Here is a 7,445-nt window from a genome sequence, read left to right as displayed (position 1 = left end):
CGGTTCTGACGATGGATCCTTTCAGGGAAGTAAGGTTTTCTCCTATACCGGCGCTGTAATGACGCTCCCAACGGGGGTACAGGCCGTTGCTGAAAACAACTATGGTCGACCTGACCAGGCATTAAACTACCTGCAACGCATGACGCGTACCTTTAGCTATGCACTCCCCGGAAGTATGTATGAAGTGTCCCCGGATTATGGAATGATCGTCCAGGCATGGAACATCTACGCATTTGCCATACCCATCGTACAACAATTTTTTGGTATCCTGCCCAATGCAGCAGAAAAACACATTGTATTCAGACCACAAATGCCTTCTGACTGGGAGGATGCAAAGCTCGAAAACGTAAAAGTTAGTGATAATGCAGTTTCTGTGATGTATAAAAAAACAGAAGGGAAAACCCGGATCACACTGCAACAGGAAGCTGCCGGTTGGACTATGCAACTCCAGTTACCCCAGCACGATAATGTTCGGTATGAGGTGATCAGTCCATCAGTAAGTCATAAAAATCAGGACGGATTTCAGGCATTTACTACCGAGGAGCAGGAGTTGATTCTGGACATATATACTCAATAACCCATAGGTTTTCTTTTCGCTATGAAGTCGGCAAAAACCTCCTATACCCTGGAAGAAGCATTAAGAAGGATGGGGCAGTATTGTGCCTACCAGGACCGTTGTCACAAAGAGGTAAGGGACAAACTTAAGGAAATGAAGATGATCCCGGAGGCAATTGACCACATCATGGGATACCTCATTGAACACGATTTCCTAAATGAGCAGCGGTTTGCCGATAGTTTTACCCGGGGTAAATTCAGGATAAAGAAGTGGGGCAGGGTGAGGATTAAGAATGAGTTGAGAAGGAGGGAGCTTTCGGCATTTACAATAAAAAAGGCTCTCGAACAGATATCAGATCAGGAATATCTGGAAGCCTTTGACGAAATTGCCAAAAAAAGACATAAGGCCCTTAGCGGTGCCGGTCTTCAGGAAAAGAAAAAGAAGCTGAGCAGTTATTTGCTCTACAGGGGCTGGGAAAGCCATATGGTCCAAGATAAGGTTCGGGAATTACTGGGATAATGGTATTATAGCCTTCCTTTTTGTGCGCTCAACTGCATTAAATACTTTTCCGTATTCCGAATAGCTCTTTCGTTCTTCCAATCGATCCATCGCTGTCCCTTTATTCGTCGCATCAGATTGTCCAGATGGCGCATTATTGCGATGTTGTAGATCGCCTTGAAGAGGTTTTTCGGGTTGCGTGCAACGCTCCGGAGGCTCATAGAGATCCCTGGCGTAACATAGCGCATATGATGCCAGTAGCCTTCTGGTATGTAGAGCACATCCCCGTGGTTCAAACGGGTTTTAAATCCATTGACGTGCTTTAGTCCCGGCCACTTTTTATAGTCGGGGTCCGAAAAGTTGATGCTCTCATGGGTTATCAGTGAGTGGGGTATTTTGTACAGAAGCTTGTTTTCGGTTTGCGGGAAAAGTGTACACTCCTTGATCCCATCAAAATGGAAGTGAAAAATGTTCGCAAGATCAATATCGTAGTGCATAAAGGTGAAGGAATTCTCCCCCCCAAAAAAAAGCATAGGCAGCCCTTTCATAAGTTTAACCCCCAGATCCGGATAGGTAAAATCGTTTTGTAATTCAGGTACTTCCTTTAAAATGTTCCAGAGAAAAATACGGTATCGGGTAGGTTCTGACTTTAGCAGGTCAACATAAGCCGACATCTTCATCCTGGCATGAGGTTCGTTGAAGCCGTCTTCGTGGTGAACCGGACGGTCATCATAAAGGGGCACTTCCTTTTCCCCCGCTACCTCTTTCATATAGTCCAGGTTCCATTTGGAGTAAGCTGGCCATTCCTCGATAAACCCTTCTAACACCACAGGTCGCTGAGGCTTTAAATACTCCTTTTGGAAGGCCTTGGGAGACAGTGCTTTTCGTCTGGGAATATCCTGCAGATTCAAGGTGATTCGGATTTACATAAACCCCAAAGGTATAAAAAAACCCAATTTGGCCCTTTCAGTTAATAAATTGGGTGCCTAGCCTGATCTCTTGGAACTCATCCGGGCTTCCTCATTTCGAGGGATCTTATGGCCTGGCCTTGTCCATCGTGGATTTTCTCCCAGGGAAGATAATCTGGAATCTTCTTCTTCCACCGTTTCCGGTTGAGGGGCTTTTACGAAAGCTGCCTGAGGTTTTAATCCCAGCTTGCTAAACATTTCCATATCCTGATTTACATCGGGATTGGGTGTAGTAAGGAGTTTATCTCCGGCAAATATGCTGTTGGCCCCGGCGAAAAAACATAGGGCCTGGCCCTCCTGACTCATTTCTGTACGTCCGGCGGACAGCCTTACCTGGGTTTTGGGCATAACAATACGGGTGGTGGCCACCATGCGTACCATATCCCATATAGGTATAGGTTCTATGTCCTCCATTGGGGTGCCCTCCACCGCCACAAGGGCATTGATCGGTACCGATTCTGGTTGTGGGTTGAGGGTGGCCAGAGCAACCAGCATCCCGGCGCGGTCTTCCAGCTTTTCACCCATACCGATTATCCCTCCACTGCATACAGTAACATTGGACTTGCGGACGTTTTCTATGGTTTGAAGGCGGTCTTCAAAAGCGCGGGTAGAGATCACATCCTTGTAGTAGTCTTCAGAAGTGTCCAGATTATGGTTATAGGCATACAGGCCAGCTTCAGCCAGACGTTTGGCCTGGTTTTCGGTCAGCATTCCAAGGGTACAACAAACTTCCATATCCAATTTATTGATGGTCCTCACCATCTCCAGAACCTGGTCAAACTCAGGACCGTCTTTTACGTTGCGCCACGCTGCCCCCATACATACACGGGAACTCCCTGAAGCCTTGGCCCTAAGTGCCTGTGCTTTTACCTGTTGCACAGACATCAGGTCGTTGCCTTCTATATCCGTATGATATCTGGCTGCCTGCGGGCAATAGCCACAATCTTCCGGGCATCCCCCTGTTTTGATGGATAACAAAGTGGAAACCTGAACCGTATTGGGATCATGAAATTTGCGGTGAATGGTTGCGGCCTCATAGAGCAACTCCATAAGGGGTTTGTTGTAGATCTCCAGGATCTCTTGTTTTGTCCAGTTGTGCCTTTCTAACATAATGGGTTTGTTCAGTACGTTCAAAAATAGGCCTTCTGCCCATCAATATCCAAAATACCCGTATAAAAATCCTTACCTACCTCTAGCAAATGTTAGTCTATTCGAGGGTGTTTCAACAAGACACTTACTGCATTACCTCCAAATCCAACTGCATTCACCATAACATTTTTTATCCTTTTCGGAAGGCTTACCTCCCTGATATAGGGTACTGTAATGAATTGCTGGTGTTCCATCATCATGATCGCCATCTCAATACTCAGCAACCCAGAGGCCCCGAAAGTATGTCCGATTTTCCATTTGTTGGTAGTTAATGCAGGCTGATAGGATCCGAAAACTTTTCGAATCGCTTGATGCTCTGCGCGATCCCCTTTCAATGTCCCCGGAGCATGCATGACCACCACATCAATCTCCCGGGGATCCCTTCCATTCAAGGCCATTTTCATAGAACGCTGAAAACACAAGGCGTCGGCAGACAAGGAAACGTTGTGTTCAAGAGGTTCAGTGGCATAACCAATACCCGAAATCACAGCCAATGCTTTTTTACTCGTGGCCTTCTCGAGGCATAAGGCACCAGCACCTTCCCCGATCACCATGGAATTAAAGGTTTTTTCTGCATCCAGTGCCCTGCAGGGGTATGGGCCTTCTCCTCCTGCATATATTTTTAACGCATGCATTTGCGCCAGTGTGAATGGGGTAACAGCTGCTTCACTGCCTCCGATGAGGAATTGATCGGTCATGCCACTTTTTATCCAGGCAACCCCGTTTAGCAGGGCATGCAAGGCAGTTGAACAGGTGATAGAATGTGAGATCTCAGGGCCTTGGGTCTGTAAATCGTGAGCTACCCAGGAGGAAATGTTTCCCAGAGTTGTATTCGGTGAAGTACGGGTCACTGTTGTTTTCTGATGAAGAAAATCCTTGTGGAACTGTTCAAACAAGGAGGTGGCACCCCGGCTGGACCCAAAATTAACCCCAAAATAACTGCCTTGTTCCCAACCAGCTTGTTCGACGGCTTTCCTGGCAACATCCAGGGCAAATAGCACACTTCTATCCAGGTGGCGGTAATGGTCATTCTCCTCAGAAAGCGCTGCCAATTCTTTTTCTGTTCCTTTTCCCACACACGCAACCCAGTAATTATGCTCCCCAAAATGCTGCTTCTGAAGAAAGTGATCAGGAGATTGATAGGCTTCCCAAGTCTCCTGCTGGTTATGACCCATCGCTGAGATACTGTTTACTGCTGTGATGGAAATTTCCCCGGAATCCATAAACGTTCTTTCGTGCAAAAATAATTGTTCTAAACAGGAAACCTCATCCCAATCTTAACAAAGGATACCATAGTGCTATATTGTTTTTCAGGCTGATACAGGATACAAATCAAGGACTTCCTGTATGGCCTTGTACACTTTTTTCAGCTGGGCATCACTGATCACATAGGGCGGGAGAAGATATATGGTATTGCCCAAGGGCCGAAGGAAAATACCGCGTTCCATGAACTGCCGGAACAGCTTATCCCGTAAATCCCCATAGCGCTCCATGGCGATGGCCATTTCAAAGGCGTATATCACCCCGATTTGACGGCTATTCCGGACCATCGGATGTTTGCGTAGTTGCTGGTCAAATACCCTGTGGGAACGCATTATCCTTTGAATATTATCCTGTATTTCATTGCTCTGCAGCAAGGTAATCCCGGCCAGTGCTGCCGTGCAGGCAAGTGGATTGGCGGTGTATGTATGTCCGTGAAAGAAACCTTTCTCCAATTCATCACTGTAGAAGGCGTCAAATATTTCGGCCGTGCAGCTGGTTACTGCCATAGGCAATAAACCCGCCGTTAGTGCCTTGGACAAACAGATGATATCAGGCTTCTGCTTCAAATTATCTGAGGCAAAGTGGCTGCCCGTCTTTCCAAAACCGGTCATCACCTCATCCGCTATGGTCACCACCCCATGCTTTTTGAAAATCTGTAAAAGGGTATCCAAGCCTTCGGCATCGTGAATTTTCATTCCTGCCGCACCCTGCACCAGTGGTTCGTAAATAAAGCCGGCTACCGGGTATGTCGCCAAAAGGTCCTGCACCTGAGCCTCAAGTTGTGCGATATTTGATTTTGAGGGTGCAGGTATCCTTTTTACTTCCAGAAACAGCTCCTCAAAGGGCCCGTTGTAAACCGAAAGCCCGGATACTGACATGGCCCCAAAGGTATCTCCGTGAAATCCATCTTCAAAAGCCAGCAAGACATGGCGCTTTTCGCCGCGGTTAAAATGGTATTGCAGCGCCATTTTTATACCAATTTCCGTTGCTGTGGATCCATTATCGGAAAAGAACAGTTTCTGCTGGTTCTCCGGCAGGATCTCCATCAGGGCCTCCGAAAGACGTACAGCTGGTTCATGCGTAAATCCGCTAAAGACCACCTGGTCCAGTACCTGCATCTGCGATTGTACAGCTTCCAGGATTTTCGGGTTACAATGCCCGTATACAGAGGTATACCAGGAGGATATAGCATCGATATACTGCTTTCCGGATTCGTCTGTGATCGTCGCACCCTGAGCACTCCGGATCCCCAGCATTTCGGAATTCAGTTTATGCTGGGTAAGCGGATGCCAGATGTGTTTCTTGTCTCTTTTGGATAAATTCGTCAACCGTTTTGATTTTTGAGATAGCTTGAACAAATTATCTATATTGCAGCCCGGGGAAGTCCCTGTTTATGCGAAGCAAAGGTAAAACATCTGGCATTTCCTACTGGGATAAATTTTCCGGTAAATCCGCTTTTCTTATTCTTTTTCTGGTCACGCTTTTTATTCGATTTCCCTTTTTCTTCAGGGATTACATAGACCGGGATGAAAGCACCTTTATTTTAATGGGACAGGCCCTTGTAGACGGCCATTTGCCCTATACCTTTCTCTGGGATCTCAAACCCCCGGTTATCTTTTACCTCATGGCCGGACTCATATCCGTTTTTGGGAAAAGTTTTTTCGCTATCCGTTTTTTTGGGGTGCTGGCGGTCAGCTTTACCGGGTTCTTTACCTATGTTATCGGTTCCCGTCTTTTTTCAAAGAAAACAGGCTTCTGGTCGGCATTGGGGACAATTTTACTGCTCAGCCTTTTCGGGAGTTTGCAAGGGGTCATGTCAGAACACATCAGCATGTTATTTTTTATGCCGGGGATACTACTTATGGTCAGCTCGCATACCAACCGGGACATATTCCTGGCCGGATTGCTTACGGGACTCGCCCTGATGACCAAGATCAACCTGGCCTACGCAACACTTTTTATTGCAATTTGTCTATTGATTGAAGGGATAAGGCAAGGAAACTACAGGAAGGGGCTATGGAAAAGTATATTGTTCGGGAGCGCTAACCTCCTTATTATTCTACTTACGGTATTACCCTATTTCCTGGAAAACAAGGCAGGGCTATGGTGGAAATCGGTTATCCAGGCTCCATTGAAATATACCAGTGCCGAGCCCTTTTCACCGGAAAAGATCTTGCCATTTGTCCTTCTGATAACGGCCTTTTTTCTCATCACCTGGAAAAAGGGAAATATTGATTTTAAAAAATCTGGTATTCAAATACTGTTTGTTGCCGTGCTCGGGGTATGTGTTTCCTTTGTGAAAGGAGGAAAAGTAAACGGACATTACCTGATTCAACTCTACCCCTTCTTACTCTTATTTGTAAGTGCCCTTGTTTCCGGACTTCCACAGTTGCGCAACATGAAATTCAGCCCTTATCTCCTCTTACTGCTCTTGCTCGTCCCTATAGAAAGCTATAAGGAGTATTACGCCATTTACCAGCACAAAAAAGAAAAAGGGTCCTATTATAACGGAGAGGGGATCTGGGTTCCTGAATACCTTCAGGAAGAAGGATTGAAAACCGATAAGGTATTATTTCTGGAATACCATATCGGGTATTGGATGCTAGGGGAATATCCGCTAACCCCCGCCTCAACACATCCCAGCAATCTCTGCAGGGAAGAACTTTTTCCCTTCTTTGATAATCCACGGAGGTCGACCATGGAAGAACTTAAGTACGTTTTTGAAGAGGTAGAGCCGGGTATAGTCATCACCCGAAAGAACAAGCGGATATTCGACAAAGAAGAAGTAGCGGCTAATGCCTATGCAAGTCAGTTTATACAAGACCATTATCAACTTCATACCTCCCTGGAAGCCGCTGAAATCTATATCCGTTCAGAGCTTAAGTAATTTCGACGAAAACATCTGTGCGTATTTTTTGATGATTTCCTTGTTAAACTCAGCCTCTTCCCCGATGCGTCCCAGACAGGGTGCCCCTGATTTACTCAGAATAATTTGTTCCGTAGTGGGGTGT

Annotated in this window: 6 protein-coding genes and 1 pseudogene; 3 read left to right on the top strand and 4 right to left on the bottom strand. The window is 46.3% G+C overall.

Annotated elements, in window-relative coordinates:
- Both AC4E7D_RS09255 and AC4E7D_RS09250 read left to right on the top strand, forming a co-directional pair.
- Window positions 1-577, top strand: a pseudogene (locus AC4E7D_RS09255) (glycogen debranching protein); the annotation flags it as partial.
- A gap of 21 nt (window positions 578-598) precedes the next feature.
- A complete protein-coding gene (locus tag AC4E7D_RS09250; RefSeq protein WP_490173517.1) occupies window positions 599-1,075 on the top strand; it encodes a regulatory protein RecX in 477 nt (158 codons plus the stop codon).
- Between the two features lie 5 nt (window positions 1,076-1,080).
- Here the strand turns inward: AC4E7D_RS09250 and AC4E7D_RS09245 are convergent, their stop codons facing one another.
- From AC4E7D_RS09245 to bioA, 4 genes are all read right to left on the bottom strand, one after another.
- Complete coding sequence (locus AC4E7D_RS09245) at window positions 1,081-1,971, bottom strand: cupin-like domain-containing protein (protein WP_490173518.1); 891 nt, start codon at window positions 1,969-1,971, stop codon at window positions 1,081-1,083.
- 69 nt (window positions 1,972-2,040) lie between these two features.
- Window positions 2,041-3,132 (bottom strand): biotin synthase BioB, encoded by a 1,092-nt coding sequence (gene bioB, locus AC4E7D_RS09240; RefSeq protein WP_490173516.1) that lies wholly within the window; start codon window positions 3,130-3,132, stop codon window positions 2,041-2,043.
- 92 nt (window positions 3,133-3,224) lie between these two features.
- On the bottom strand, window positions 3,225-4,412 hold the full coding sequence (locus AC4E7D_RS09235; protein WP_490173515.1) for a beta-ketoacyl synthase N-terminal-like domain-containing protein: 1,188 nt from the start codon (window positions 4,410-4,412) through the stop codon (window positions 3,225-3,227).
- 69 nt (window positions 4,413-4,481) lie between these two features.
- The gene (bioA, locus tag AC4E7D_RS09230) at window positions 4,482-5,762 is read right to left on the bottom strand and encodes an adenosylmethionine--8-amino-7-oxononanoate transaminase (RefSeq protein ID WP_490173514.1); all 1,281 of its coding nucleotides are present in this window, start codon (window positions 5,760-5,762) and stop codon (window positions 4,482-4,484) included.
- 65 nt (window positions 5,763-5,827) lie between these two features.
- Here bioA and AC4E7D_RS09225 point away from each other — a divergent pair, with 65 nt between their 5' ends.
- Window positions 5,828-7,321: an ArnT family glycosyltransferase gene (locus AC4E7D_RS09225; RefSeq protein WP_490173513.1), complete on the top strand. Its 1,494-nt coding sequence runs from the start codon at window positions 5,828-5,830 to the stop codon at window positions 7,319-7,321.
- Window positions 7,322-7,445: the final 124 nt, after the last annotated feature.

This window comes from Lentiprolixibacter sp. (assembly GCF_982873095.1).
Note: the sequence above shows the minus strand (reverse complement) of the source record. Positions and strands in the feature narration are given on the sequence as shown.

Coding starts and splice junctions, on each gene's coding strand:
- AC4E7D_RS09250 (WP_490173517.1), top strand. CDS start 599: ATGAAGTCGGCAAAAACCTCCTATACCCTGGAAGAAGCATTAAGAAGG.
- bioB (WP_490173516.1), bottom strand. CDS start 3,132: ATGTTAGAAAGGCACAACTGGACAAAACAAGAGATCCTGGAGATCTAC.
- AC4E7D_RS09225 (WP_490173513.1), top strand. CDS start 5,828: ATGCGAAGCAAAGGTAAAACATCTGGCATTTCCTACTGGGATAAATTT.